The organism is Paraburkholderia sp. BCC1876 (genome assembly GCF_902833695.1).
GTDB lineage: Bacteria > Pseudomonadota > Gammaproteobacteria > Burkholderiales > Burkholderiaceae > Paraburkholderia.
This window is the reverse complement of record NZ_CADFGI010000001.1, coordinates 387,487-413,043: the sequence shown is the minus strand read 5'-3', so window position 1 is coordinate 413,043 and position 25,557 is coordinate 387,487. Positions and strand designations below refer to the sequence as shown.

At 64.2% G+C, this 25,557-nt stretch carries 23 protein-coding genes; 8 read left to right on the top strand and 15 right to left on the bottom strand.

Going from position 1 to position 25,557, the window contains the following annotated elements; genetic code table 11:
* Nucleotides 1–20: 20 nt before the first annotated feature.
* From HWY05_RS01680 to HWY05_RS01670, 3 genes are all read right to left on the bottom strand, one after another.
* Nucleotides 21–617: an ATP-binding protein gene (locus HWY05_RS01680; RefSeq protein WP_176057199.1), complete on the bottom strand. Its 597-nt coding sequence runs from the start codon at nucleotides 615–617 to the stop codon at nucleotides 21–23.
* 252 nt (nucleotides 618–869) lie between these two features.
* Entirely contained in the window at nucleotides 870–1,844 is a 975-nt protein-coding gene (locus HWY05_RS01675) for a dienelactone hydrolase (RefSeq protein ID WP_176057763.1), read from the bottom strand.
* Between the two features lie 74 nt (nucleotides 1,845–1,918).
* On the bottom strand, nucleotides 1,919–2,497 hold the full coding sequence (locus tag HWY05_RS01670) for a TetR family transcriptional regulator (protein ID WP_231585049.1): 579 nt from the start codon (nucleotides 2,495–2,497) through the stop codon (nucleotides 1,919–1,921).
* A gap of 193 nt (nucleotides 2,498–2,690) precedes the next feature.
* Between HWY05_RS01670 and HWY05_RS01665 the strand changes: the two genes are divergently transcribed.
* On the top strand, nucleotides 2,691–3,002 hold the full coding sequence (locus HWY05_RS01665; RefSeq protein WP_176057198.1) for an H-NS histone family protein: 312 nt from the start codon (nucleotides 2,691–2,693) through the stop codon (nucleotides 3,000–3,002).
* Nucleotides 3,003–3,027: 25 nt separating this feature from the next.
* Here HWY05_RS01665 and HWY05_RS01660 read toward each other — a convergent pair whose 3' ends face one another.
* Both HWY05_RS01660 and HWY05_RS01655 read right to left on the bottom strand, forming a co-directional pair.
* Nucleotides 3,028–4,578: a TonB family protein gene (locus tag HWY05_RS01660; RefSeq protein ID WP_231585048.1), complete on the bottom strand. Its 1,551-nt coding sequence runs from the start codon at nucleotides 4,576–4,578 to the stop codon at nucleotides 3,028–3,030.
* A 139-nt stretch (nucleotides 4,579–4,717) separates the two neighbouring features.
* The gene (locus HWY05_RS01655) at nucleotides 4,718–5,962 is read right to left on the bottom strand and encodes an MFS transporter (RefSeq protein WP_176057197.1); all 1,245 of its coding nucleotides are present in this window, start codon (nucleotides 5,960–5,962) and stop codon (nucleotides 4,718–4,720) included.
* A 107-nt stretch (nucleotides 5,963–6,069) separates the two neighbouring features.
* On the opposite strand from HWY05_RS01655, the gene HWY05_RS01650 reads away from it, so the two are divergent.
* Together HWY05_RS01650 and HWY05_RS01645 are read left to right on the top strand one after the other, a co-directional pair.
* Nucleotides 6,070–6,960: a LysR family transcriptional regulator gene (locus tag HWY05_RS01650; RefSeq protein WP_035557631.1), complete on the top strand. Its 891-nt coding sequence runs from the start codon at nucleotides 6,070–6,072 to the stop codon at nucleotides 6,958–6,960.
* Nucleotides 6,961–7,056: 96 nt separating this feature from the next.
* Entirely contained in the window at nucleotides 7,057–7,875 is an 819-nt protein-coding gene (locus HWY05_RS01645) for a helix-turn-helix transcriptional regulator (RefSeq protein ID WP_176057196.1), read from the top strand.
* A gap of 26 nt (nucleotides 7,876–7,901) precedes the next feature.
* Here HWY05_RS01645 and HWY05_RS01640 read toward each other — a convergent pair whose 3' ends face one another.
* Entirely contained in the window at nucleotides 7,902–8,843 is a 942-nt protein-coding gene (locus tag HWY05_RS01640; RefSeq protein WP_035557628.1) for a LysR family transcriptional regulator, read from the bottom strand.
* Between the two features lie 142 nt (nucleotides 8,844–8,985).
* On the opposite strand from HWY05_RS01640, the gene HWY05_RS01635 reads away from it, so the two are divergent.
* The 3 genes from HWY05_RS01635 to HWY05_RS01625 all read left to right on the top strand — a co-directional run bounded on the left by HWY05_RS01635 (nucleotide 8,986) and on the right by HWY05_RS01625 (nucleotide 12,112).
* Nucleotides 8,986–10,185, top strand: a complete 1,200-nt coding sequence (locus HWY05_RS01635) for an amino acid aminotransferase (RefSeq protein ID WP_176057195.1) — start codon at nucleotides 8,986–8,988, stop codon at nucleotides 10,183–10,185.
* Nucleotides 10,186–10,266: 81 nt separating this feature from the next.
* Nucleotides 10,267–11,058: a class II aldolase/adducin family protein gene (locus HWY05_RS01630; RefSeq protein WP_176057194.1), complete on the top strand. Its 792-nt coding sequence runs from the start codon at nucleotides 10,267–10,269 to the stop codon at nucleotides 11,056–11,058.
* A 70-nt stretch (nucleotides 11,059–11,128) separates the two neighbouring features.
* On the top strand, nucleotides 11,129–12,112 hold the full coding sequence (locus HWY05_RS01625) for a 2-dehydropantoate 2-reductase (RefSeq protein WP_176057193.1): 984 nt from the start codon (nucleotides 11,129–11,131) through the stop codon (nucleotides 12,110–12,112).
* Between the two features lie 60 nt (nucleotides 12,113–12,172).
* Here the strand turns inward: HWY05_RS01625 and HWY05_RS01620 are convergent, their stop codons facing one another.
* The 5 genes from HWY05_RS01620 to HWY05_RS01600 form a co-directional block, all read right to left on the bottom strand.
* A complete protein-coding gene (locus HWY05_RS01620) occupies nucleotides 12,173–12,364 on the bottom strand; it encodes a hypothetical protein (RefSeq protein WP_035557615.1) in 192 nt (63 codons plus the stop codon).
* Nucleotides 12,365–12,379: 15 nt separating this feature from the next.
* Nucleotides 12,380–14,122: an FAD-dependent oxidoreductase gene (locus HWY05_RS01615; protein WP_176057192.1), complete on the bottom strand. Its 1,743-nt coding sequence runs from the start codon at nucleotides 14,120–14,122 to the stop codon at nucleotides 12,380–12,382.
* Nucleotides 14,123–14,323: 201 nt separating this feature from the next.
* On the bottom strand, nucleotides 14,324–16,279 hold the full coding sequence (locus HWY05_RS01610) for an AI-2E family transporter (protein ID WP_176057191.1): 1,956 nt from the start codon (nucleotides 16,277–16,279) through the stop codon (nucleotides 14,324–14,326).
* 236 nt (nucleotides 16,280–16,515) lie between these two features.
* On the bottom strand, nucleotides 16,516–17,508 hold the full coding sequence (locus tag HWY05_RS01605) for an asparaginase (RefSeq protein WP_176057190.1): 993 nt from the start codon (nucleotides 17,506–17,508) through the stop codon (nucleotides 16,516–16,518).
* A 147-nt stretch (nucleotides 17,509–17,655) separates the two neighbouring features.
* Nucleotides 17,656–18,747 (bottom strand): GlxA family transcriptional regulator, encoded by a 1,092-nt coding sequence (locus HWY05_RS01600; RefSeq protein ID WP_051980826.1) that lies wholly within the window; start codon nucleotides 18,745–18,747, stop codon nucleotides 17,656–17,658.
* A gap of 357 nt (nucleotides 18,748–19,104) precedes the next feature.
* Between HWY05_RS01600 and HWY05_RS01595 the strand changes: the two genes are divergently transcribed.
* Both HWY05_RS01595 and HWY05_RS01590 read left to right on the top strand, forming a co-directional pair.
* On the top strand, nucleotides 19,105–20,229 hold the full coding sequence (locus HWY05_RS01595; RefSeq protein ID WP_035557601.1) for a branched-chain amino acid ABC transporter substrate-binding protein: 1,125 nt from the start codon (nucleotides 19,105–19,107) through the stop codon (nucleotides 20,227–20,229).
* Between the two features lie 141 nt (nucleotides 20,230–20,370).
* Nucleotides 20,371–21,432, top strand: coding sequence for an LLM class flavin-dependent oxidoreductase (locus HWY05_RS01590; protein ID WP_176057189.1), 1,062 nt, complete (start codon nucleotides 20,371–20,373; stop codon nucleotides 21,430–21,432).
* Between the two features lie 80 nt (nucleotides 21,433–21,512).
* Here HWY05_RS01590 and HWY05_RS01585 read toward each other — a convergent pair whose 3' ends face one another.
* From HWY05_RS01585 to HWY05_RS01570, 4 genes are read right to left on the bottom strand one after another with little or no spacing between them, the layout of a single operon-like run.
* On the bottom strand, nucleotides 21,513–22,727 hold the full coding sequence (locus tag HWY05_RS01585) for an acyl-CoA dehydrogenase family protein (protein WP_176057188.1): 1,215 nt from the start codon (nucleotides 22,725–22,727) through the stop codon (nucleotides 21,513–21,515).
* 11 nt (nucleotides 22,728–22,738) lie between these two features.
* Nucleotides 22,739–23,743, bottom strand: a complete 1,005-nt coding sequence (locus tag HWY05_RS01580; protein WP_176057187.1) for an NrtA/SsuA/CpmA family ABC transporter substrate-binding protein — start codon at nucleotides 23,741–23,743, stop codon at nucleotides 22,739–22,741.
* A gap of 35 nt (nucleotides 23,744–23,778) precedes the next feature.
* Entirely contained in the window at nucleotides 23,779–24,522 is a 744-nt protein-coding gene (locus HWY05_RS01575; RefSeq protein ID WP_176057186.1) for an ABC transporter ATP-binding protein, read from the bottom strand.
* A complete protein-coding gene (locus HWY05_RS01570) occupies nucleotides 24,519–25,358 on the bottom strand; it encodes an ABC transporter permease subunit (protein WP_176057185.1) in 840 nt (279 codons plus the stop codon). The genes HWY05_RS01575 and HWY05_RS01570 overlap by 4 nt, the downstream gene beginning before the upstream one ends.
* Nucleotides 25,359–25,557 lie beyond the last annotated feature (199 nt).

Sequence of the window (25,557 nt, the reverse complement as noted above, 5' to 3'; positions counted from 1 at the left end):
TTTCACGACTTATGTTTCGTCTACAGCAATGAGCTTGTATCGGGCATTCCGAACAATCCCATCTCCGCCGCACTCAGTCCACGAACACTCCCCGTCTCATCGTAGACAACAAGCTCAAACCCTTCATCTGCGGTCGGCGGGACGAAATAACGAGTGATCAATTCATACTGCGCTTCAGAAGTCTCGAACGGATGCTCGCCTGACGCGTTCCTTGCCCTTAAGCGAGATTTGCAAATCTCGTCGCTCACTTCCAGATAGTGAAGCCGATGCTCACAGCCGACAGCTCGCGCTAAAGCATGTCCCCATGTACGCGTGTCGGTCGTGTTAAACGGGAAGTCCAATACCACGGATATTCCCGCCGCAAGAAGCGACTGAATGTGTTCGGTGAGGACCGTCTTCAAGCGTGCCGCGCAGCGCACATAGTCCGCCAGCGTATGAATTTCGTCCGGATAAAGACGCGCGATCCATACGTCTTCGCTGATCAGAACCGTCCGCTGAGCATCGGCCAGGCGAGCCGTGAGCGTGGACTTGCCCGACGCAATCTTGCCGCAGACCATATGCAGAACGGCCGCATCGCAAAGGCCCACTGCAGTATCCAACGTGTTCTTACTCGTCATTTCGTGGCGCTCCGATTAGCGCCCAGAAAGCAAAAACCCGCCTTCTGGGCGGGTTGCGATGGCTTATTGTCAACTCAATAGCTATCCCGCCGAGACTTTCGCGGCGGTAATAATCGAGTGGATTTGGGACGGGTTCATAGGCCAAAGCCTAATGCAGTGAGGGAAATAGAACAAGTGTCGTTCGCATTGAAATGCTCCGCTCACCACGAGTGACCTCATACGACCGGCTGGCGGTAAAAGTCTCGCAAACGGCTATCGCAGCGTCGCCTGAAAGAACTGCACCACGTCGGCATTGAATTGTTCATGGAACGCCGCACGGTCGAAGCCCGGCAAGCTATTGCAGATTTCCGGCATCTTCCGGGACAGCCGCGTATCGCAGGGCGGCAGAAAGTCGTAATGCCCTGCATCAGGAACCACACGATATTCAGGTGTCTGAGGCAGATCGCCGCGCACCGCTTCCTCATAATACGGATCTGGCTGATGACGATCATCGGCAGCTCGCCAGAGTTGGATCGAGGCGTGCACGCTGCTGAGCCCCGCGCGGCCGAAGCTGAAGCCGAACGCGGGCGCGGCGATGACGAGGGCCTTGATGCGCGGGTCGTGAACCCAGGCGCTGGCAGAAACCTCCGGGATCGAATGGAGATCGACACCGGCCTGTTTCAAGGCCGTGCAAAGGTCATGCTCAGGATGAGCCTCGCAATACGGTGCGATCTTCGAAAGATCCGGGATCCCGCCCGCGGCTACGAGCACGGTGAAGCCGCCGTTAGAGAAGCCGAATGCGCCGACGCGGCCCGCGTCCAGTCGCTCATGCCAACGCCAGTCGTCGAGGATGTAGTCCAACAAACGATGAAGTTGCGCGGGACGGCGCCACAGTTGCAACACGCGGCTCTGGTCATCGAACGTGTCGCCGGCGTGGCTGACAGCCGCCACCACGAAGCCCGCGTGAGCCAGGGCTAGCGCCGTGTCGTAATGGCTGCCGTACCACCCTCCGCCGCCATGCGACATGACCACCAGCGGCAGGCTATGGCCGTCGATGGGCGCGTCGAGCGCCACCGTCTGCGTGACATTGCCCAGAGCATGTGGCGTCGCCGTCGCATCAGTCGGATACCAGACCCCGGCCGTTAGCGGCGGCTCCGCACCGTTCGCTATCTTGACCTCCACGAAGCCGACATCGGCGGCGAGGGCAGGTGTGGCAAGCAGAGCAAAGAGCGTGACGATCACGGCCATCAATCTCACGGCGGTCTCCTTTGTTATCGCTGCGCCAATCGAAGGCCGATGAGCAATCACCTCGCCATCGTCAATCAGCGCACACGCGGCGCGGCGGCTAACAGGCTGCGCAGAAACACCATGATCATGTGCCCGATAGGCACTTCGGACAGCATCGACCGTTGCAATGCGAGGCCTTGCGAGAGGCCCATGAAGGACGTGGCCAATACGATCGGCGATTCGGGCGGCACCTTTTTCAGTCTGGCGAAAATCTGCCCGATGCAATAGGCGAGGCCGTCACGGTGAGTGTCCAGCAATGCCTGCACCGCGGTTGCAAAACCAGGACTGCGGCGTCCCATCAGCTTGAATTCAACCCCCAGCACGGACCACTCGGGCTCGGCATCGAGTGTCTGCGCCCACATTTCCAGCGCGCTCAGAATGTCGTCCGCGGACGCAGCGGGATCGCTCAGCGTTTGGGCAATGTCGGTCACTTGCGCCTTCGACCGCTCTCGCATCAGTTCGACAAACAGTTCTTCTTTGCTCGCGAAATTCGAATAGAACGCGCCCTGCGTATAGCCGGCCTCGGTCGCGATATCCCTGAGCGAGGTGGCGCCGAAACCTCGGTCGACAAACAGACGCTTCGCCGCAGCCAGCAAATGGGTCCGCGTCTGCAATCGACTTTCTTCGCGGCTCAGCCGCTGGGGTTTGCTCGCCGTGTTCATGGTCGCAAGGATATCAGTTGATATTTAAAATTCAACTCGCTAGTATTACGATTGCATTGCATATCTCACTTGATATGTGAATGATCGCAATCGCAAAGACCGGGATGCAGTGCAACGACCGGGTCATGTACTACGGAAACAAAGTATGAGCAGCAGGGTAAAGACGTTGAAACAGCAACTCGCGCAACTCGATGAGCGGATCCTGATCGCGTGGCAGCAGGAGCAGAAAGCGGCCATCGAACATGTCCGCCAGGTCATGAACTTCTTCAACCTGGTGCCTAACCAGTTACGCGTGGACCGGCGCGGCACGTATAAGACCAGGCCGCTTCGGATGAAGTATCAGGACCCCGTCACCGGGGCGACCTGGAGCGGCCGTGGACGCGCGCCGTCCTGGATCAGGAATCGACGCTACGAGGACTTTCTGGTCATGCAGTCCGATGACATGGGATCGGACTAGGGTCGGTCGGCATGGCGCCGCACCCTCACACCCCCGGTCTCAGCGTGATCTTGAACGTCCGGGGCGCCTGGCCGCTTTCGTCCAGCGGCATGGGATCGGACCGCTTGACCGCTTCAAGTGCTGCGCGGTCCCACGCCGGGTCACCGCTCGAGCGGACAATTTTCACCGACTCCAGATTGCCTGAAGGAGCGCAGTGGACTTCGACCACCGTTTCGAGTCGGCTCGCCTTGCCATTCCAGACGATGTTGGGACGGATGCGTCGCCGCAACAACTCCGGATAGTCGAACACCTGAGGCGCGGCGACGGGCTGTCGGGCGGCCTGAGCCATCGCGTTGAGATTATTCAGCGTGGTCAGCAGAACGGCGGCGGCACGTCGCTGGGTTTCCAACTCCGAAAGCATGAGCCAGTCGCGCGCTGGTTGCGGCGTTTTGTCGAAAGCATGCCGGTATAAACGCGTGGCTTTACACCACGCGGCAGGCGAAAGCTCCGCCTGTTTGCCGCTCATCAGAAGGCCGAGATCTTCGGTCTCATCGGGATCGCGTTTCAGTGCATCCGAGAGGGACGCCGAGAGCGCGAGTTGACCTTGCAATCGCTGGCCGGGGGTGATCTGTGGCAGCGGCGTGCTCTGGGGGGCTTGCTTGAGCAGGTTGTAGATCGTGTCCAACTGAGCCTGAAGCTCTGCGTCGCTCTCAGTGCTCATTGACAGATAGCGCGACGTGATTATCTGCAGATTCTTGATGCCGCCGCAATCCGGCGGCGCATTGTCCAGCGCCTGTGTCGTGAAACGCGTCAGCCGTTCACGGTCGTCCCGCGAGATTCTCGCCATCGCGTCCAGCACGCCCAGCGCGCGCGATAACGCAAACGGGCCCGCGTTAGCCGGGTTGTTGTCGGACGTGAAGTAGTTCTTGATGTCCGGATCAGCCGCGAGTTTTTTGGCCCAGTCGTCGAATAGCTTCGCCTTGGACGAGCCGGGCGCGATGCCGAACCTGGCCAGCGTGCTGGTATCGAGCGGCTTGCTGAATTCAAACGGGAGGGCCGCGGCCAGAAGCGGGGGCGTGGCGGCGCTCATGGGGAAAGACGGTGTAGGGCGGCCACCCGCAGCGCCCGGATTGATTGCGGCCGCCGCCAGATTCGGGGCGGCGTGCGTTGCATTGGCGTTCGGCTGCGGCAGATTGAAGACGAAGTTCGTTTCGACCGCGACCGGCTTGCCGTCCATACCGGGAAAAGGTCGGCACTGTGCTCGCCGGGATGCCTGCAGGGCGAGATTGTCGAACGCGGCATTGCCCGACGACTGTTCCACAACCACGTCGCTAATCTGTCCTCGTTCATCGATCGATGCCCGAACCGCGACGTCCGGGCGAGGTGCGTGTTCCACTGCCGGACCCGCGGATTTCAGATCGTCGGCAGACAGCCCATAGGTGCATGGAATGCTCTGCGCCGGCACATACGACGGCGCCGATGTCGTATTGGCCTCCGCTGTGACTGTGCCCATGACGCAGGCGAGAATGACGAATGCTTGTGCTGCCCGGATACGTGTTTGAGAAGTCTTGCCGTGCAATGGATGCGTTGTTTTCATTTATCTTTCGGGTTGGACATCACGCTATTGCCGACCCGCAGCGAGCCGGGCAGTGGCAGAGGATAGCGAGAATCGGTGCACCGCGTCCATCCGGATGTTCCAAAGATCAGCAGCACGACGCGAGAAGCACGAGCCCGCATCACGCCCCCCGCCAACCATCGCGCAGATGCAAACCCATCGCCGCGCCGAAGAACCCCAACGCGACCACGCACACGCCCGGCCAGCCCCAATGCGCGAGAGCCGGCCCGGCGATCGTCGCGCCGATCGCGCTGCCGATAAAAAACAGCCCCGTGAACAGCCCGTTGACGCGCCCGCGCGATTCCGGTGCGAGCAGATTGATGGCGCGCCGACCGAGCGCCTGATCGGCGATCACACCGCCGTCGATAAAGAACGCCGCGATAGCCAGCATCGCAATCGACCCACCGCGCGACACGCCCGGCATCAACGCGCATGCCGCCAGCAACGACGCCGTCATCGCAACCAGATGCGCGACGAGCGTGGCGCGCCTCGACCACCCGCGATCGCCGGCGCGGCCCGCCAGCGGCGCGATGAACACGCTGCCGCCGCCGGCCAGCGCGAACAGCGCGACCGCGTTGCTGCCGAGTCCGAGCGGCGCGTGCGTCAAGACGATCGCGACGCTGCTCCAGAACACGTTGAAGCCGGCCATCAGCAGGCCTTGATACAGCGCGCGCCGGCGCAGCACCGGTTCCTGCGTGATCAACCGTCCCATCGACGCCAGCAACGTCCCATACGACGGCGCACCGGCCGGCCGAACGTCCGGCAGACGCGGCACCACGGCCAGCGCGACGGCGGCGAGCACCAGCGAATCAGCCGCGAAGAAAGCGCGCCAACCCATCAGGCCGCCGATCAGACTGGCCAGCGGCCGCGACAACAGAATGCCGAGCATCAGGCCGCTCATCACATTGCCGACCACCTTGCCGCGCGAAGCCGGCGGCGCCAGCGAAGCGGCCGCGGGCACCAGCATCTGCACCACGCTCGACGTGACGCCGACCGCGAACGACGCCGCCAGAAACACCGGCGCGAACGGCGCGACGGCGGCCAGCGCGAGACAGGCGATCTGCGCGAGCAAGGTCGCGGCGATCAACGGCCGGTTGGGCAGCCGGTCGATCAACGGCACCAGGCCGACGAGCCCCACGGCGTAGCCGAGCAGCGTCAACGCGGTGACGAGCGTGGTCCACGCGCCGAGATGCAACGACGCGTCCAGCGGACCGATCAACGTTTGCGATGCATAAAGCGGCAACACGGCGACCGCGACCATCGCAGCGAAGCGGGCGGTGGGCACGCTCTGTTCCGGCGGCACGGCGGCGCGGCTTGGGGTCTGGGTCGGGCGCGCTGTCTGGCATTCGATTGCGGATGAATCCATAGTCGGTCTCGCAGCAAGGGAAGGTGCAGAGGATGCTACTCTCACGTCCGGCAAACACAATTCGCACCAAGCGGGATACATCCTCACGATATTCGGGAGAATCGACCATGGACGCGCTGCGCGATCTGGAAACTCTGGTGGCGATCGTCGAAGAAGGCAGTCTGACGAGCGCCGCCCGTCGGCTTGGCCGCTCATTGCAAGCCGTGAGTCGCTCGCTGCAAATGCTCGAACGCGCGCACGGCTCGACGCTGATCGTGCGCACCACCCGCACCTCGCAACCGAGCGCGGCGGGCATGCGCTTTTACGAGCGCGTCAAAGGCGCGCTGAGCGAACTGGAGTTGGCGCGTACCGAGCTGGCCGAAGAAGCGCACCAGCTCAGCGGCCGGCTGCACGTCAACGCGCCCACGCTATTCGGCCCGAAATTCGTTGCACCGCTCGCGGCGGAGTTTTTGCAGCGTCACCGGCAACTGACGTTATCGCTGGATCTGAGCGACGACTATCGCGATCCCGCCGAGACCGGCGCAGACGTGACGATCCGGATCGGCGAAACACCCGATTCGCGGTTGATCGCGCGGCGGATCGGCACGCTGCGGCGCGTGGTGTTCGCCGCGCCCGCGTATCTCGCGGAGCACGGTCGGCCGGCTCATCCGCGCGATCTGCTCAAACATGAATGCGTGGTGCGAACCGGCGGCCCGCATCCGGGACGCTGGCTTCTCGCAGAACCCGGCGGCGAAGAGATCGCGGTGACCGTGTCAGGCCGTTTCGACAGCAATCAGGTCGCAGCGGTGAACGCCGGCGTGCTCGGCGGAATGGGCATTGGCGTGGCCGCCTACTGGCAGATACAGGAGTGGGTCGAGGCGGGCAGCGTGGAAGTGCTGTTGCCCGATTTCCAGCTTGCGCCGCTGCCGCTGCACGCGATGTGGGTGAAAACGCGCCGTCTCCCCCAGCGAACGCGCTTGCTGGTGGATTTTCTGGCGGTCAAGCTGTGGCAGCTTTAGGACCAGACCGCCGCCGGCGCGGCGAAGAGTCGCGCCGATAGCTGCTGTGCTACGCTTGGCGGATCCCTATCTACGCCGCACGAGCCGAATCTCATCATGCGTTCCTGGCGCCTCGCCGCACCGCACGGAAGCGGACAACTCAGCACGTTGCGTGCAACCGATCTCGTCATGGCGATCTCGCAGGCCGATCCGGATGCGCTCGCGGCCAGCATGCTGAAGATCGTCGGCGATACGCTGCCGGTTTCGCAGTGCACCGTCTTCGCCTACGAATTCGACGCTAAACCGCGCACCGTGTCGGCGGCGGATCATCGCGGCGGACGCTTTCTGCGCGACGTCGCGGATCGCTACGCCACCCATTTCTACGCGCTGGACGGCAATCGCACCATCATCGAACGCTCGCCGGACCGGCATTCGCGCGACGCGCTCGTGCTGCATCAGCAACAAGGCGCCGAGATCGAAAACGAAGCCTATCGCGCCGCCTGCTACGCGCAGCCGAACGTGTCCGACCGCTTATCGTTGCTCGTGCAACCGATGGAACACGTGTGGCTCTCCATCAATCTGTATCGCGACAGCGCTTATGGCGTGTTTCAGCCGGGCGAACTGGAGCAGGTAGAACGCGTTGCGCCGCTTTTCGCGCACGCGGCGAAGAGCCATTACGCGTTGAATGGACAGCATCAGCAGGGGACGGCGGCCGTGATGCTCGCACGCGTGCGGCGCGTGTGCCCGGCGCTGACGTCGCGTGAACTGGATGTATTGCGCGGCACGCTCGAAGGTGCCACCGCCGCGGAGATCGCGCTGCAAATGGGCATCAAACCGGCCAGCGTTATCACGTATCAGAAGCGCGCTTATGCGCGGCTCGGTATTTCGAGTCAGCGGCAGTTGTTCGCGCTGTGTCTGCTGCCAGAGCGTCTGTAGTCAACTGCGTTTGTCAGTCACGTTTGTCAACTGCGTTTGGCGCGCGCTTCCGCCTGCGTCTCACGGTCCCAACGTTTCAGCCACGGCACGATGAAATCCGCGAAACCGTCGGCGGGCGGCGATAACGCGCGCTCCGTGGCGCGATACACGCACACCTCGCGGATCGTTTCCGGATCGACGATACGCTTCATCACCAGCCCGAAGGTGCGCGCGAGCGGCGCGACATACGCCGGCGCGAGCGTCACCGCCAACCCTTGCGACGCCAGCCCGAACGCGGTGGTGACATTGTCCACCACATCCATCGGAATGATGCGCGCCTCCGGCGGCAGATTGGCCAGCATCTGCCCGACCGCACGCTCGTGATCGCGGCCGGTGGCGACGATCGGCACGTCGCGCAAATGCTGCCATTGCACGCGGCGCCGCGCGTTCAACGGATGCGTCGGCGCGCACCACATCACCCACGGGCTCGCGAACGCCGGATCGCAGCGCACGCGCGTGCCGCTTTGCCGGTCGGGTCCGATCGCGAGATCCACATCGCCGCTTTCCACGCGCTCCACCAGTTGCTCGACCACGGTGTCGTAAATGCGCACGACTACCTTCGGTTTGTCGCGCGCGTAGTCGGCAATGGCGGCGGGCAGCGCCGTGGCCGCCAGCACCAGCGGCGCGCCGACCCGCACGATGCCGGCGGCGCGGTTGCGGATGTCGTCGGCGGTTTGGGCGGCGGCGCGCACGTGCCGCAACACCGATTCCGCCGACGATAAAAAGTCCTGCCCCGCGCTCGACAGATCAACGCGCCGCGTGGTGCGATCGAACAGGCGAAAGCCGAGTTCGGTTTCCAGTTCGGCCAGCAACTGGCTGACCGCCGACGAGGTCAGCCCGAGCCGTTCCGCCGCCGCGCCGATGCTGTGCAAATCGACGATGGCGAGAAACGCTTCGAACTGGCGGAGAGTGGCGCGGGTGAGTGGCATCTGTCGATTCTAAAGAAAAACTTACGAATCGTGAAAAATCGATTGATTGTGCGCAGCGCGCTGGTAGCTGAGACTTCTCCTGATCGACGCAAGCCGCCAAGCCGCTTAGACTTCCGTCTCGCTCCGCATACAAGGATTTGCCATGTTCGACCATATTCCCGCCTATCCCGGCGACCCGATCCTGAGCCTGAACGAGGACTTTCAACTCGATCCCCGGCCCAACAAGGTCAATCTGAGCATCGGCATTTATTTCGACGACGCCGGCAAGCTGCCGGTCATGGGCGCGGTGCGCCGCGCCGAAACCGCGCTGCTCGACGCGATCGGCCCGCGTTCCTATCTGCCGATGTCGGGCCTGCCGCTCTATCGCGACGGCGCGCAGGCGCTGGTCTTCGGCGCGAACAGCGAGGCGCGCGCTGCGGGCCGGATCGCGACGCTGCAGACTATCGGCGGGTCGGGCGCGCTCAAGGTCGGCGCCGATTTCCTGAAACGTTATTTTCCGGGTGCGCAGATCTGGATCAGCGATCCGAGCTGGGAAAACCATCGGGTCGTATTCGAAGGCGCGGGCCTCACGGTCAACACCTATCCGTATTACGACGAGCAAACCGGCGGCTTGCGTTTCGCCGACATGCTCGACGCCATCGGCCGCCTGCCGGAAGGCAGCATCGTGCTGCTGCATGCGTGCTGCCATAACCCGACCGGCGTCGATCTGAGCCCGGCGCAATGGGCCGAACTGGTGCCGGTGTTGCTGCGCCGCAAGCTGATCGCGTTTGTCGACATGGCCTATCAGGGTTTCGGCGCCAGTCTCGAAGAAGACGCCGCCTGCGTACGCATGCTGGCCGATGCCGACGTGCCGCTGATCGCCGCCAATTCGTTCTCGAAGAATTTCTCGCTGTACGGCGAGCGCGTCGGCGCGTTGAGCGTAGTGTGCCGCAGCGCGGAAGAAGCGAGCCGCGTGCTCGGGCAATTGAGCTCCACGGTGCGCGCGAACTACAGCAATCCGCCGACGCACGGCGCGCGACTGGTCGCCAACGTGCTCGCCGACGCAACGTTGCGCGCTTCGTGGGAAGCCGAACTCGCCACCATGCGCGAGCGGATTCTGGCGATGCGCGGCACGATCCACAGCGGACTCGCCGGCCGTGTCGATGAAGTGATGCGCGCGCGTTACGTCGCGCAACGCGGCATGTTCACCTACACGGGCTTGAGCGAAAGCCAGGTTGAACGTCTGCGCAGCGAATACGCGGTGTATGTGCTGCGCTCGGGACGCATGTGCGTGGCGGGGCTGAATGCACGCAACGCGGAGTATGTGGCGTCGTCGATCGCGGCCGTGGTGTCGGGCGCGTAACGATCGCGTAATGGCCGCGCAGCGCCGGAGCAAAAGTGCAAGCCGAACCCATAAGCCAGAACGATAACCCCGGAGATCCTCATGACCACCCTCGAAATGGAACCCGCAAGCGTGCCGAAGACCGCCGCGATGCATCCCGACGAATGGCACGCGCGCGTGCAACTGGCGGCGTGCTATCGCATCTTCGACATGCTCGGCTGGAGCGAGATGATCTACAACCACATCACGTTGCGGGTCCCGGCGAGCGTGAGCGGTGGCGAGCGGCATTTCCTGATCAATCCGTTCGGCTTGCACTACAGCGAGGTGACGGCGAGCAATCTCGTGAAGATCGACGCGCACGGTCGCGTGCTCGATCACTCGCCGTATCCAGTGAATCCCGCTGGGTTCGTCGTGCATGCGGCGATTCACGAAGGCTTGCCCGACGCGCATTGCGTGATGCACACGCACACCACGGCGGGTGTCGCGGTGGCGTGTCTGGAAGAGGGCTTGCAGCAGACCAACTTCTATAGCGCGCAATTGCACGACCGTGTCGCGTATCACGATTTCGAGGGCATCACGGTGCATGCGGAAGAGGGGCCGCGGCTGCTCGAGCATATCGGCAATAAACAGGCGGTGATTCTGCGCAATCATGGGCTGCTGACGTGGGGCCATACGCTGCCGCAAACTTTCGCGATGCTGTGGACGCTCAATCGCGCCTGCGAGATCCAGATGGCGACCTTCTCGATGGGCCGCGCGCGGCCGGTGCCGGAAGAGGTCGCGATCCGCTGCTCGCGCGACGCGCTACAGTTCGATCCGCGTCACGGCGCCGGGCAGGACGTGTTCGACGCGCTGGTGCGCAAGGTCGACCGCATCGACGCGAGCTATAAGGAATAACGCGGGAATAGTGAGGAAATAACACGCGAATAACGCCGCATCAACGCGAGCACAAACAAGGATTCAACCGATGAAAGTAGCAATTTACGGCGCCGGCGCGATCGGCGGCTGGATGGGCGTGAAGCTGGCGCAGGCCGGTCATGACGTGAGCGTGGTGGCGCGCGGCGCGACGCTCACGGCATTGCAGCAGCATGGCCTGCGTTTGATCGAAGGCGGTGAAACACACGCCGTGAACGTCACAGCCAGCGACAAACCGGCGGATCTCGGCGTGCAGGATCTCGTCGTGGTGGCGGTCAAGGGGCCGGCCATGTCGTCGGTGGCCGCGCGCATCGCGCCGCTGCTGAGCGCGCAAACCATCGTGCTGACGGCCATGAATGGCGTGCCGTGGTGGTTCTGCGACGGGCTCGGCGAGGACTTCGCGGGCAAGCGGCTGAAGTCGATCGATCCCGACGGCGCGATTGCCGCCGCGATTCCGAGCGCGCAGACGGTGGGCTGCGTGGTGCACGCCAGTTGCCTGATCGATTCGCCGGGTGTGATCCGTCATCACCAGGGCAATGGCTTGATCATCGGCGAGGCATCGGGGCACGCGAGCGAACGTGTCGCGGCGCTCACCGCCACGCTCAAGGCGGCCGGCTTCAACGCGTCGGCGTCCGGGCAGATTCAGCGCGACGTCTGGTACAAGCTGTGGGGCAACATGACGATGAACCCGATCAGCGCGTTCACGGGGGCCACAACCGACCGGATTCTCAGCGACGAACTGGTGCGCAATTTCGTCACGAGCATCATGCTGGAGGCGAAGGAAATCGGCGCGCGTTTCGGTATTCCGATTGCGCAGGCACCGGCGGACCGGCACGAGGTCACGCTGAAACTCGGCGCGATGAAAACCTCGATGCTGCAGGACGTGCAGGCGGGCAAGGCGGTCGAACTCGACGCGCTGGTCGCCGCGGTGCGTGAGTTGGGTCAACTGACCGACGTGCCGACGCCGTACACCGATGCATTGCTCGGTCTCGCGCGTTTGCATGCGAGCACCTTGGGTTTGTATCCGAGGCAGTAACACGGCTGCAGAAACGAAAAGCCGCCGCGCGCTTCAGGTGCGCGGCGGCTTTTTTGCGTCTCACGAAGTCATAGCGGACGAGGCGGGCAAGCGAGCCGCTTCGATCAACGCCAACGCTTGCTGCGGGTCGTCGAGTTCGGTCATGCACAGCAGCGTGAGGCGGGCGAGATACAGCGACGCATGTGCTTCGCCTTCGGTCGTGAGGGTTTTGCAGAGCGTCGTGTAGACGAGGTCGAGATCGCTATCGGTCATGATGGGTCTCCTGTTTTAGTTGGCCAGCGCGGCGGCCAGCGCACGCAGCGTTTCGGCCGCATTGGCGTTGCGCCAGCGGGCCAGCACATGGCCATCGGGGCGGATCAGATAGACGGTGCCGGGCGTGGCGTCGAGCAGGTCGTGCAAGCGGCCGGTGTGATCGCGTACCTGCCGTGCCGTCGTACTTGCCGCGTCGCTCGTCAGCAGTGTGACCACGCTGAATGGAATGCCTTGTGCGGCGAGCGTGTTTTTTATCTGCTGCCAGGTGTCGTTGCCTTGGTTGCCTTGGTCGCCTTCCGGATCAGCGCCGAAACGCAAAGCCGTAAAGCAAGGCCCCAGCAAATCCGTCAGATGAATGTCGACATCCACGCCGTCGCCGTTGCGCTTTTTGAGCCTGCATTCGGGCAGCACACTGCCCGGCGCCGGACCCTTGCTAAACGTACCCATCGGCTCGCCCGTAACGTGATTTAGCGGCGACTGTGCGTAAGCGATCGCATGCGTCTGCCTTGGATTGATTAGCGGCCGCACGGCGGCATGCTGCGTGGCGAGTCCGAGCACCGCGTTGCGCATCAGGTCGAACGCGAACGAAGGCGGCGCCATGAATTCGGTGCTCTTCATGCCATAGCTGAGGTTCTCGCGCGCCGCGAACACGCGTTCGTCGCTGTAGCTGTCCAGCAGACGCGGCGCGGCCATGCCGTTGATCACGCAACCGAGTTTCCAGCCGAGATTGTCGGCGTCGTCGATTCCCGAGTTCGCGCCGCGCACGCCGAAGATTGGCACCAGATGCGCGGCGTCGCCCGCGAACAGCACGCAGCCGTGGCGATAGCGCTCCAGCGTCAACGCATTGGCCTTGTAGACGGTGATCCAGATCGGCGACCAGTCGCCCGTTTCGCCCATCGAATCGAGCACACTCTGTACGCGCGGCATCACGTTGTCCGGTCGGATGGCGACGTCCGGATCTTCGTCGTCGCGAAGCTGGTAGTCGATGCGCCAGACGTTGTCCGGCTGCTTATGCACCAGCACCGTTGAACCCGGATTGGATGGCGGATCGAAATAGGCGAGGCGTTCGGTGGCGCGCGAGCTGTTCAGCTCGATATCGACGATCACATAGCGGCCTTCGTACGTGGTGCCCGTCAGTTTGAGGCCGAGCGCCTCGCGAATCGTGCTGCGGCCGCCGTCGCACGCGACGACCCAGTCGGCGTCCATTTGCCACGCGGTGTCGCCGGTGCGCAGGTCGAGGGTAGCGCCGCCGTTCCGATCGCGACCGTCGTGCCGTTCGATGCCTGCCACGCGGGTTTGCCAGCGGATGTCGATCAGATCCGCGTGTCGTTCCACCTCGTCGAGCAGCAACTGTTCGATCTGATATTGCGCGATGTTGATCATCGGCGGCAGCGACTGCTCGTCGTCCTGGTGCATCGCGAAGCGGAACACTTCGGCGTCGCGGTAGAAGCTGCGGCCGCCGGTCCACGGCAAGCCCTGCTGCAGGAAACCGGGCAGCACGCCGAGCCGCTTGAATATCTCCAGACTACGCCGCGAAATACAGATTGCGCGGCTGCCGGTGCAGACGCTGTCGTCGGCTTCGATCAGCACGGAGCGCACGCCCTGGCGGGCCAGCGCGAGCGCGAGCGTGAGGCCCACCGGGCCGCCGCCGACAATCGCCACGGCACGCTGCACCGGGTCGCGGCCGTCGATTAGCGGCGGTGCCGCGCCTTCATAGTGGCGCGGCGAAAACGGATAGGGTTTGAAGCTGCGGCTCATGCGTGTCTCCTGGTCCTCAAGGCTAAGGATTGCCCGCCGGGGCCGCTGATGGGCCCTTGGTTCGACGCGGGGCGAATCGATAATCGAGTATGAAGGGGGGCGTGTGCCGGGCTGTCCTCATTTTAGGTACAAAAAAACCGCGGGCCACTTACGTGACTCGCGGTTTTTTGTTCAAGCATTCAATCTAACCTGTGCCGACGCTCAATCCGCCCCGCCCACATGCGAGGCCTGCCGCGTGTGCTGCACACTCGACGCCGCCTGGCATTCCTCGATCATCGCGCGGAACGTCGGCGCCGAATGCGAAGCGCCGGTTGCGCCCGTCTCCGGCGTGCCCTCCGCCGCGCCGCCTACACCGACCACCAGCGTTGCGCGTGGCCGCCATTCGCGCGTGCGCCGCAGCATATTGCGCAGGTATGGCGGCGACTCCGGCGCGTCGAGCGAGACGATGCAGATGATCGGCGCGTCCTGGAAGCTCGGTTCGTCGGCGCGCGCGCTGCGATAGCCCGAGTGCGTGGCCATCATCGGCGCGAGGCCGTAGCGGCCGAGCAACTGCACGGCGACCGCGGTCGTGACTTCGTCGAATGCGCCGCGGCCCGGCACGCACAGCACGGAAGTCTTCTGCGCATTCGCGCGCAACTGCGGATGCGCTGCAATGTGACTGTCGTGCCGCTCGGAAAGATCCGCCGACACCGACGCCAGCAGCGCACCAGCCGCGTTCGCCGGATCGGGGCGCGACATGCGGTCCGGCAAGCCGTCGGCGATTTCCAGGTTCTCGACGATATCGACCAGCGCGTCGTTGATCCGCTGCAACTGGTCCGGCATCAGCACGCCGCGCATCGCGTCGTTGCGAGCGAGTTTGAGGCCTTCGAGCGCGACCTTGTCGTAGTAGTCGATCAGCGACATCTCGCGCAGCAGGCGCTCCGCCTGCACGATCGCTTCGTGCGGATCGTCCGCGAGCAGCCGCTGATAAAAGTTCTGCGCGGGTGTGAGCGCGGGCTGATCACCGAGTAATACGGTGAGGAAGTTCAGCCGGTCGGCGTAACGCCCGAGCGTGACGACACACAGCGTGAGCGGCGTGGACAGCACGAGGCCAATCGGGCCCCACAGCCAGCTCCAGAAAATCGCCGCGACCACCACCGCGAGCGGCGACAGTCCCGAGCGATGGCCGTACAGCAGCGGCTCGGCGATCTGCCCGGCCACCACATCGACGACGATGAACAGGATCAGCGTATAGACCGCCATGGTCCATTGCGGCTGAATTGCGGCGGCGAGAAACACCGCGAGGATCGCCGCGATCCAGATGCCGATATATGGCACGAAGCGCAGCAGCGCGGCGATCACGCCGAACAGCAGCGCACCCGGCACGCCGATGATCGCCAGCCCGATTGCGATCGTGCCGCCCGCGCTAAGGTTCACGCCCAGTTGCGCGACGAAGTAGCGGCTCAGGCGCCCGGCGGCGTCGTTGATCGCGGTGGTGGTGCGGTGCAGATCGCGCGAGCCGAACAGGCTGATCAACCGGTCGCGCAGATCCTCGCGCTGCAGCAGGATAAAGATCGTCACCACCAGCACGATGAAGGTGGTTTCGATCGGCGCGATAGCCGGCGACAGCGCGCGTTGCGCGAGCTGCATCGGCGTGGGCGAGGGCTCGTGGACTTCCACCGGCGTCGGCACCGGCGGCGCATTGCGCGCGGCGCGTCCGGTGAGACGCGGCGGGCTCGGTTTGGACGGTGCGACCCGTTGCAAGGTCGCGGCGGCGCGGCTCATCAGCGAATCGGCGCGGCCGACGGTTTTTTCCTGCACCGTTTCGATCTTCTGTTCGATCGCCACCTGGTACTGCGGCAGATCCCCCGCGAGTTGCACCAGTTGCGCCGTGATCAGCCCGCCGACCGCGAGCAGGGTGGCGAGGGCAAATAGCACCGCGATAAAAATCGACGGCAGATGGCCCATATGCAGCCGTCGCAACATTTGCACGAGCGGGGCGAGCAGGAAGCTGAGCAGCACCGACAGCGTGATCGGAATCAGCACCTCGCGCGCGAAGTAAAGCCCGCACACCACCACCACGCCCGTGACCACGGACGCGAGACCATGCAGACTGGGCGTGCCCGGTGGGTAAACGCGGTTCGGCCGCCCCTGCGGCGGCGGTAACGATATTTTCATGAGCACACTTTCCGGTTGAGGAGCGCTGTCGTTTTATGCGGGGCCGCGTGTGGACACAACGAGGTCGTGCAGGCAAAACGGCAGAGCAAACCTTATGCCCGGATTGTAGGCGCTTTGGTGGGGTGGTGACCGGTTGGAGGCGTTTGCCTTCGCAGCATGGCGGATCTCGTGACCGTGCGGCCCGGCGCTTGAGCGTGGCGGCGCGCGCCAGTCGCGCCGCGCCGGATTCGCCCGTTTCAGTAACGCTCGAAAACAGCCTGCAACGCTTGCCGGTCGTCGGTTTGCGTCAGGGCCAACGTCAGCAACAGTCGCGCTTTCTGCGGCGCCTGGTCGTCGACTGTGAGCCAGCCGAATTCGTCGTCGGGTTGCGCGCCGTTGTGCAGCACAACGCCGCTGCCCGTGCGCGATGCGCGCACCACGCGAACACCGCGCCTTGCCGCCACCCGCAACGGATTGATCAGATGACCGGCGACGTTGCCGTTGCCGGTCCCGGCATAGATCAGCCCGCGCGCGTTCGCGGTGATCGCGTCGAGCGCGTCGGCGTCGAGCGCGCCGTACGCATAGACAATGTCGACCTTGGGCAAGGTGTCGAGCGACTCGATCGACCATGGCGTGTCGAGCGTATGGGCGCGCGCCGGCCGACGGTAATAGCGCGGCACGCCCTCGATCACCACCCCCAGCGCACCGTACGGCGAGCGGAACGCGTCGAGCTTGAAACTGTTGCTCTTGACGACGTCGCGCGCCGTGTGAATCTCATTGTTGGCGACCACCAGCGTACCGAGTCCACGCGACGACGGATGCGCGGCGACCGCCAGCGCATCGTATAAATTCAGCGCCGCGTCCGAACTCATCGCCGACGGCGGCCGCATCGAGCCGACCACTACCACCGGCTTCGCGCTCTTGAGCGTCAGGTGCAGGAAGTAGGCGGTTTCCTCGATCGTATCGGTCCCGTGCGTGACCACCACGCCATCGACATCATCTCGTGCGAGCAGGTCGGCGACGCGGCGGCCGATCGCCAGCAGATGCGCATTGTTGAAATTCTCGGAGCCGGTCTGCAGTAACTGTTCCGCACGCAGATTCGCCAGGTTGGCCACGTGGGGAATCGCGCCGAGTATCTCGTCGATGCCGAGCACGGAGCACAGATACGAGGACGTATTGACGCTGGCTTTGCCCTGGCCGGCGATGGTGCCGCCGGTGCCGATCACCACGAGATTGGCTTTTTCTGTCATGCGGGTTCGTTCAGGTTGGGAGTACAAGACCTGAATGTACGGCGCGCCTCGGGTCGAGGCATTGCATCGATCTGCCGGAAAGTAGAAGAAACGCGGCAGATACCCAACGCGCCGCGATGCGAGCCGCGAGTCGCGGCCCCGGAAAACTCAGGCCGTGACGGCGCCGCGTGAGGTGCGCAGCTTGCCGGGCGTGACGCCATAAGCCTCGCGAAATACGCGGATGAAATGCGCCGAATCCGCAAAACCGCATTCGTAAGCGATGTCGGTGATCTTGCGCGCCGTGTTGACAAGCATCCAGCGTGCGTAGCGCAGCCGCATCCGTCGATAGAACTCATTGGGCGACGCGTCCATCTCGGTCATGAACGCGCGTTCGAGGTTGCGCACGCTGGTGCCGATCATCTTTGCGATGACGGCGATATTCAGCGGCGCTTCCAGATTTTCTTCCATGAGCAGCACCGCGTGACGGACGGTCGCGTCCTCGACCGACAGATAACCCAGCGCGGCGCGCCGCTCGACGAACGACGAGCCGCCCTGACGGCTGACCGTCATCTGATGAATCACCTTCGACGCGCGGTCCGGCCCGCAATGCAAACTGATCAGACGCGCGGCCAGTTCGACCACGGAAATGCCGCCCGCGCAGGTGATCCGGTCGCCGTCGATCAGATAGTCGGCATGCGTGATCACGCGCAGCGCCGGGAACATGCGCTTGTAGTCGTCGAGATGGAAGCTGTGCACGCAGGCTACCCGGTCCTCCAGCAGACCGGCACGCGCCAGCACGAAGCTGCCGGTGCACATGCCGACCAGTGGAATGCCGGCCTGAGCGGCGCGTTGCAGATAGTCCCAGTAGCGCCGGTCGACCTGGTCCAGATGCGGCAGCAGTCCGCCGATCACGACTACGTAGTCGAATTGCGCGACGTCCGGAAACGCCGACTGCACCTGCACGGGGATGCCGCAACTCGCTTCGACCGCTTCGGCCTGCACCCCGACGATCGTCCAGAGGCAGCGCAACTGGCGGCTCTGGTCGCCCCGGTCCGCGGCGTGGCGCAGCGCGTCGCACAAGCCGGCGAGCGACAGCATCGGAAAGCGCGGCCACAACAGAATGGCGACGCTCAACTCCGCATCGGAACGGCTCGGGCGAGTCTGCGGCGTGCGCGGCAACGTGTCCAGTTGCTCGACCAGCGCATGAGCCGACGGCCCGGCGGGCACGGAAACAGAGGGGGCGGAGCGGGCAGTCGGCATGCGCGAACTCGAGGGCGGTTTGCTCCGATTATACGGTGACGTGCCACAGATTCACGCATTCCCGGCTTGACGCAATTCTTCTATTTTTCGGCAGATCGGTGCAATGCCCACGCATTCTGGCTACATAAATTTGGAACCGCTGACGAACGACGCGGCGCCGCGAGCGGCGAGTGATCAAACGAAGGCGGCAAGACCGGCCGTGTGCAGTTGCGTGCGGCCTGTGTATCCAGTCGGCAATCGACGAACGGCAATCGACGAACGGCGAACGGCACTCGGCGCTGCCGGTTCGTCGCGGCCAACCACCACTCACTACTATTCGGGTGAAGCATGAGCAAACGTACAGCCTTGGGTCGCGGCATGGCGACTGTCGGCATTCTGGGGAGCCTCGCGGTGGCTGCCGTGGGCGTCGCCCGTGCCGACGAGATGGTGAAAATCGGCGAGGCCGCGCCTGTCACCGGACCGGCCTCGTATCTGGGGAAGGACACGGAAAACGGCGCGCGTCTGGCGATCGAGGAAGCCAATCAGGCGGGTCTCGTGATCGGCGGCAAGAAGGTCACGCTGGTGTTCGACGCGCAGGACGATGCGGGCGATCCGCGTCAGGCGACCCAGGTCGCGCAGAAACTGGTGGACGATAAGGTGGTCGCGGTGGTCGGACACATGCAGTCGGGTTCGACGATTCCCGCGTCGAAGATCTACAACGACGCCGGGGTCGTGCAGGTGTCGCCGTCCGCGACCAATCCGGCCTACACGCTGCAAGGGTTCAAGACCGCCTACCGCGTGGTCGCCACCGACGCGCAGCAGGGTCCGACGCTCGCCGACTACGCGGCGAAAACGCTGAAGGTGAAGACGGTGGCCATCGTCGACGATTCGACCGCGTACGGCCAGGGGCTGGCGGTCGAGTTCGAGAAGCAGGCGAAGGCGAACGGCATCACCGTGTTGTCGCACGACGCGAGCACCGACAAGGCCGTCGATTTCCGCGCGATTCTCACGAAGATCAAAGGAGAGAGGCCCGACGCGATCATGTACGGTGGGCTCGACGGCACCGGCGGCCCGTTCGCGAAGCAGGCGAAGCAACTCGGCATTACGGTGAAAGTGCTGGCCGGCGATGGTCTGTGCGCGGACGATCTCGCCAGGCTCGCGGGCGACGCCGCCGATAACGTGATCTGCTCGATTGCCGGCGCACCGCTGCTGAAAATGGCCGACGGTCCGGCGTTCGTCGAACGTTACAGGAAACGCTTCGGCTACGCGCCGGTGTTGAATTCGCCGTTCGCGTACGACGCGGTCGGCGTGATCGTTGCGGCGATGAAGCGCGCGCAATCGACCGACTCCGCGAAGATTCTCGCTGCGATGCCGGCGACCGATTACCAGGGCGTGCTGGGCGAAACGCAGTTCGATTCGAAAGGCGATCTGCGGCATGGCGTGATTTCGCTGTACAAATACGTCGGCGGGAAACAGGCGCTGCTGGGCGTGGTGGAGAAGTAGGGAAGTACGAGACGGGCCGCCGCGCTCCGCGGGCCTTAATACGTTTGCGTCACTTCCATATCGATAGAAATTGGAAGGACGCGCGTGCAGGCAGGGCTAACATGGGCGTTTTGCTCTTCCGCCTCACCGCGTATTTCAGCGATGTCAGTCAAACCTCTCCGCTTCGGCGTCTGGGCGCTCGTGCACGGCAGCCGCGCCGCGTTGCAGGATCCCGCGGAACCCTACGATGCATCGTGGGCCCGCAACAAGGCGCTGGTACTCGAGGCCGAGCGCCTCGGGTACGACTCGGTGCTCGTCGCCCAGCACACCATCAATCCGCACGATCCTTCGCTCGACCAGCTCGAGGCGTGGACCGCGTCGGCCGCATTGGCGGCGCTGACCTCGCGCATCGAGATCATCGCGGCGATCAAGCCTTATCTCTATCACCCGGTCGTGCTCGCGAAGATGGCTCAGCAGATCGAGCACATCAGCGGCGGACGCTTCGCAATCAACCTGGTGAATGCGTGGAATCGACCCGAGCTCGAACGTGCCGGCATCGGTTTTCCCGAGCACGATGCGCGCTACGCGTACGGCAGTGAATGGATCGAAGTCGTCGCGGCGCTGTTGCGCGGCGAGGTCGTGAATCATCATGGCGGCAACTTTCGGATCGACGATTACCAGTTGCATCCCGTCGACCCGTATCGCGCGCGTCCGGCCATCTACGTGGGCGGCGAGTCGGAGCCGGCGCGCGAACTGGTGGTGGCGCAGGGCGATGTGTGGTTTATCAACGGACAGCCGCACGACGACGTCGCGCGGCTGATTGCGGATGTCCGCGCACGCCGGCGTCCTGCCGGGCAGGCGGCGTTGCGCTTCGGTCTGTCGGCGTTCGTGATCGCGCGGGAAACGCCGGAGCAGGCAGCGGCTCATCTTGCGCATCTGTTCGCGCTGGCCGAGCTGGACAAGCCGCTGCGCGAGCGGCAGAAGGTCAATATCGATCCCAACGTGGTGATGCATCAGACCTTCGCGCAATCGGCGCGCGTCGGGTCGAATGGCGGCACGGCCGCGGGGCTCGTCGGCGATTACGACACTGTCGCGCAGCGCGTGGCCGACTTTCACCGGGCGGGCATCGAACTCTTCATGTTGCAGTTCCAGCCGTTCGAAGCGGACATGCGCGGTTTCGCGGAAGAGGTCGTGCCACGGGTTCGCCGGTTGCTGTCGAGGTGAGCGACTGAGCGCAGTGGGTCCCGCATCGCACGCGATACCGCGTGCGTGCGATCAGGGCGAACACGGCGAGCCGTGCGCGATCAGAAGAACGCTCCGGTCGGCGGAAGCTGCCCGGTCAGCAGGTTCTGCCCGAGCAGCCGCTCCTTGTAAAGGCGCGGATTGTGCGAAGCAATCACCTTGATGTTGCGCCAATGCCGGTCCAATGCGCCCACGCGCGACACCACCGAACCCGAGCCAAGATCGATCAGCCAACTGGCAATCTGCGGCGCGAGATCGTCGACCACGACCTTGGCTTCGGCCGCCGCGAGTGTTGCGGCAAGCGTGGCGTCGTATTCGTCGGCGGTTCCGTAGCGATCCCACGCGTTCTGCAGCGCTGCCACGGCGCGATCGACGGTTGCCTCCACGCTGGCGGCATACGCGCGAATCCGGCCCAGCAGCGTTTGCAGTACCGGCTCGTCGGCGGGATGCGCGGCGTCGCCGTGATAGAAGTTGCGTCCGCGTGCGCGCAACACCTCGACGGCGTCCAGCGCGACCCGCCGCACGATACCCGCGATGCAGTTCGTCAGATAGACCTGATGAAACGTGTAGCCCCATGGCGCGGCTTCGTCGGCACGCGGCGGATCGGTCGGATAGACATGCGCCGCGGGCACGCTCACGGCGTCGAACTTCGCCGTGCCCGAACCCGTCAGTCGCTGACCGAACCCTTGCCAGCCGTCGTCGTTGCCGACGCCTTCGCCGCGTTCGAGGACGTATTGCACCGTTTTGCCTTCGCGGCTTTCGACCGCAAGGCCAACGAACGCATCGTTGTACAGGTTGCCGGTCGCGTAGACCTTCTCGCCTGAGCCGATATACGCGCGCCGTGCCTCGTTCCATTCAAGCCGGCTCAATACCCGGCTCGGTCGCGCGCCGGCCGCCACGGCGTCGGTGTCGGCGAAACTGAGGCCAATGGTTTTCTTCTGGCCCGTCAGTTCGAGAACGTGGGCATGGAACGGATGATCGCGTCGCCTGAGCGCTGCTTCGACTTGCCACAGATGATTGCGAAAAGCATGCGCGATGTTCGAATCCGCCGCCGCGACGTCGCGCGCTACGACGAACAATTCGCTCAACGACAGGCCGAGGCCGCCCGCGTCGGCCGGCAGGCGCAGCGCGCCGAAGCCGAGCGCTTTGAGCTGCGCGATTTCCTCGTGCGGCAAACGCTGATTGCGTTCGCGCTCCGCCGCGCTCGCGGCGAGTTGCGTGAGGGTCCCGGCGAAGCCGAGCGTTGCCGACAAGGGCGAGACGAGTGAGGTAACCATGGTGTCTCCCCTCAAACCTTCACGCTGTAGTCCGCGACCTTGATGCGCGCGTTGATGATCTTGCGTTCCGCGAGCCAGTCTGCGGCGCGCTGGAACTGCGCGATGAACGCGGCGTCGTCGGGTTCATGGAATTGATTCACGCGCTTCAGGCTCGTGAGATAGTCGCGCACCTGATCCGGATATCCGGCTTGCCGCTGCACCAGTTGTTCGGATTCGGCCGCATGTGCCGACTGCCACGTGCCTTCCACGTAGTACGCGTCGATCACCGCGCGGACCAGTTCAGAATTCTCTTCGGTGAATTTGCGGCGCGACACGAGCGAGCTGTAGTCGATCAGGAAATCGAGGTCGCGTCCTTCGTTGAAAATGTCTTTGGCGTTGTTGGCGTAGCGTGAGATATCCACGGCCGGCGACCACATCGACCATGCGTCGACTACGCCTTGCGCAAACGCCGGCGCGGCATCGGGCGGATTCAGATAGACGAACTCCACCTTGCTGCGATCGACGTGATGCTTTTCCAGCGCGGCGATCAGCAGGAATTCACCGAGACCCGAGCGGTTGACCGCGACCTTGCGACCCGCGAGATCGGCCACAGAATTGATACCACTCGATTTCTTCACGATGATCGCGGTCGAGCGCGGCGAATAGATATCGAACGCGTTGAAGACGAGCGGCGAGCCGGCCAGCATGGCGGCGAGTGCCGGCGTCGTCGATCCCCAGAAACCGAAATCCGCGCTGCCGCCCACGACCGCCTGAATCGACGGCGCATGATTCGGGAACGGCCCGACCCATTCGACCTTGATGCCTCTGGCCGCGAGCGTTTTGTCGAACACACCGCGCTGCCGGGCGATGTCCGGCAAGCTGCCGTAGCCCCAGCCGACGCGAACCGTATCGGTGTTGCGGGTGAGCTTGCGCGGCTCGGCGGCGCGAGCCGGAAACAGGCTGCCGGCGGCGGCGCTGGCCAACAGGCCACCCGCCGCGCGCAACAGTTGGCGGCGGCTCAGCGGAGAATCGTTCATTCTTGTCAGGTCCTTGGAGTCAGGCGGAAGAGCGTTCAGTGAGACTGAACGCCGAGTGCTTCGAGCAGAATCGGCCGCAATGCCTGCGGCGTAGTGTTTTTCGGTTGGAAGGACGCTGCAATGCGTCCCGCCCGCATCACCAGAATCGTGTCGGCGAGCGTGAGCGCTTCGTCCACGTCGTGCGTCACGAGCAGCACGCCGGGGTGATGGCGCGCGACGAGTTCCTTGACGAGTCCGTGCATCTTGATTCGCGTGAGGGCGTCGAGCGCCGCGAACGGTTCGTCGAGCAGCAGCAAGGCGGGATCGCGCACGAGGCCACGCGCCAGCGCGACGCGTTGCGCCTGACCGCCGGACAGGTTGCGCGGCCAGTCGTCCTCGCGGCCGGACAGCCCGACTTCGGCCAATGCGCGCGCTGCACCGGCACGGCCGACCGTCGTTTCATGACCGAGCACGACGTTCTCCCACAGCGTTGCCCATGGCAAAAGCCGGTGCTCCTGAAACACCACGGACGGGCGTTCGGGCGCGCGAATCTGGCCGGCGTCGGGCCGGTCGAGCCCGGCCAGCGCCCGCAACAAGGTGGTCTTGCCACAGCCGCTCTCGCCGAGCAGCGCGATAAATTCACCTTCGCGGATGTCCAGATCCAGCGCATCGATCACGACACGCTTGCCGTAGCGGCGCTGCAGGCCGCGCACCGAGACGGCGAGCGGCGACCGGCTCACGGGTTGCTCGGTGAACGCCGGAAGCGCGGCATCCAAAGGGTGGGCGAGCGTGACGGTCATGGCTGCGCTCCCCGCGCGTAATTCGCGTGCCATGACAGGTAATGCGCTTCGAGCAGTCGCACCAGCGCGTCCGCCACGACGCCGATGATCGCGTAGATGACGATGGTCAGCAGAATCACATTGGTCTGGAGGAATTCGCGGGCATCCATCGCCAGAAAGCCGATGCCTTTGGTCGTCGCGAGCGTTTCGGCGATGACGAGCGCGAGCCACGCGTGAGCGAGCGCATAGCGCACGCCCGTCAGGATCGACGGCATCGCGCCGGGCAGAACGATCCGTCGTACGATCGCGGTCCAGTCGAGGCCGATCACCTTCGCCAGCTCCATCAGTTTCGGATCGATCTGGCGAATCCCGAGCATGGTGTTGATATACATCGGGAACAGCACCGCGAGCGCGACCAGAAAGATTTTTGCCACCTCGCCTACGCCGAACCAGACGATGACGAGCGGCAGCATCGCGAGGAACGGGACCGCGCGCACCATCTGGACCGAGCGATCCAGCAGCGCCTGCGCCAGTGGCGAAAAGCCGACCAGCACGCCGAGCGCGAGTCCGACGCTTCCGCCGATTGCAAAGCCGGTAGCGGCACGCAACAGCGAAACGCCGAGGTGAACGAAGAGCTCGCCGCTTCTGGCCAGCTCCAGCGCGGTGGCCGCGACGCTGCTCGGAGCGGGCAGAACCTGAGGGGCGATCAGTCCGACTTGTGCGGCGACCTGCCAAAGCACCAGCACGAGCACGGGGACCAGCCACGAAAGCCAGCGGTAGAGCGTGCCTTTTGAAATCCCGAGGTACAACCGGGTCGAAGCAACATAGCCGTTGCGGGAATAAGTGACGTCAGCCATGCCGATTCCAGATTAGCGAGAAAAAAGCACTGCTCCGGGAAGGAGTCAGCACAGGTCGAACCACCTCAGGGCGGATGCGTGTTGCCCAGCGATCCGGATAGCGAACCGATCCGCCAAGACGCTGCCTCGCGACGGCGAGTTTGTTATTAAAGACCGGCGGATAGGGCGGCGACAAACACTCATTTATGCTTTGCTTTTT